Here is a 2,000-nt window from a genome sequence, read left to right as displayed (position 1 = left end):
CGGCGGCCGGGGCGGAGGCCGCCGCACTGGTGGCGGCCTGGGCGGCCTGGCCGTCGCCGGAGCCGGCGGACGGGGTCTCCTCCTTGGCGCAGCCGGTGAGGACGAGTGCGGCGGAGGCGAGCAGCGCGGCGGAGGCGAGCAGGCTGCGGGATCTGCGGATGCTGGTCATGCGAGGACGCTCCTTGACGGGTGGGACGGCGCCGGCCGGGGGGTTCCGGGCGTGCCGGGGCAGCCCGGGACGCACCGGTGGCGGGCCGGTTCGGGGAGGCAGGGGAAGGCTTCGCTGACGTGCAGGACGAGCGGCCCGGCGGGGAGATCGCGCTCTCCATCGGGCGTTTACAACGTTATACAACCGGCGTTGCAGGGCCGACAAGAGTCACGGCACGCCCTGTCGAATCCGTTGCCGGACGCGTCCCGGGGCGAGTTGACGGGCCGGCAGCCGCCCCGGGCCGGCCCCCCGAGGGCCGTTCCCGGCCCGCCGCCCGGGGCCGCTGCACTCCCCGTCACCTGGAGTGCAGCGAGGGAAAGGTCACACTGGATTGATCTGCTGCCGGCCTGCTAACGGGCACTAACCTGCACTCATGACGGTCCAGCCCGAAGGGCTTCCCCTGGCCGCCGAGTTCCCGGATGCGACCCGCGAGCAGTGGCAGCGCCTCGTCGAAGGCGTGCTGCGCAAGTCGGGTGTGCAGGACGCGAGCGGCGTGCAGGCGGAGGAAGCGCTCACCACCAAGCTCCAGGACGGGCTCAGCGCCCGCCCGCTGTACACCGCCGAGGACGCGCCGGCCGACGCCGGCCTCCCCGGCTTCGCCCCGTACCTCCGGGGCGGCCGGCCGCACGGCTCCGCCGTGTCCGGCTGGGACGTACGGCAGCGCCACGCCGACCCGGACGCGGCACGCGCCAACGAGGCGGTCCTCGCCGACCTCGAGAACGGCGTGACCTCGCTCTGGCTGACCGTCGGCGACGGCGGCCTGCCGGTGGCCGCGCTGCCCGCCGTGCTGCAGGGCGTGTACCTCGACCTCGCTGCCGTCGTCCTCGACGCGGGCGCCGAATTCCGGCCCGCCGCCGAGCAGTTGTTCGCGCTGCTGGCCGAGCGCGCGGTGCCCGCCGACGTCGCCTCCGGCAACCTCGGCGCCGACCCGCTGGGCCTGCTCGCCCGCACCGGCGACGACTCCGCCACCACCGCGCAGCTCGCCGAGGCCGCCGACCTGGCCGCGCACTGCGGCCGCACCTACCCGAACGTCCGCGCCCTGGCCGTCGACGCCCTCGTCTTCCACGACGCCGGCGCCTCGGCCGCCCAGGAGCTCGGCTGCTCGCTGGCCGCCGGCGTCGCCTACCTGCGCGCGCTGACCGCCGCCGGGCTCACCGCCGACGAGGCCGCCGGCCAGCTGGAGTTCCGCTACGCGGCCACCGAGGACCAGTTCCTCGGCATCGCCAAGTTCCGCGCCGCCCGGCGCCTGTGGGCCCGCGTCGCCGAGGTCTCCGGGGTGACCGGCCCGGCCGCCGCGCAGCGCCAGCACGCCGTCACCTCCTCGGTGATGATGACCGCCCGCGACCCGTGGGTGAACATGCTGCGCACCACCGTCGCCTGCCTGGCCGCCGGTGTCGGCGGCGCCGACGCCGTCACCGTGCAGCCCTTCGACGCCGAGGCCGGCCTGTCCGACGCCTTCGCCCGCCGGATCGCCCGCAACACCCAGGCGATCCTGCTGGAGGAGTCCAACCTGGCGAAGGTCGTCGACCCGGCCGGCGGCTCCTGGTACGTCGAGGCGCTCACCGACGAGCTCGCCCAGGCCGCCTGGTCCTTCTTCCAGGAGATCGAGCGGGCCGGCGGCCTGCGCGCGGCCCTGGTCTCCGGCCTGGTCGGCGAGCGGATCGCCGCGACCTGGGCGGAGCGCACCGCGAAGATCGCCAAGCGGCGCGAGCCGGTCACCGGCGTCAGCGAGTTCCCGAACCTGGGCGAGCAGCCGCTCGTCCGCGAGCCCGCGCCCGCCCGCCGCGGCGGC

The 2,000-nt window shown here is 76.2% G+C and carries 1 protein-coding gene; it reads left to right on the top strand.

The window, feature by feature from the left end; all coding sequences use genetic code 11:
* Nucleotides 1-581 precede the first annotated feature (581 nt).
* Nucleotides 582-2,000, top strand: a 1,419-nt coding sequence (locus tag ABZ641_RS35050) for a methylmalonyl-CoA mutase subunit beta (RefSeq protein WP_359988436.1), incomplete at its 3' end; no start/stop codon positions are given.

It is taken from the genome of Kitasatospora sp. NPDC007106 (assembly GCF_040634455.1).
GTDB classification, from domain to species: domain Bacteria; phylum Actinomycetota; class Actinomycetes; order Streptomycetales; family Streptomycetaceae; genus Kitasatospora; species Kitasatospora arboriphila.
This window is presented reverse-complemented; position numbering and strand designations above follow the sequence as displayed.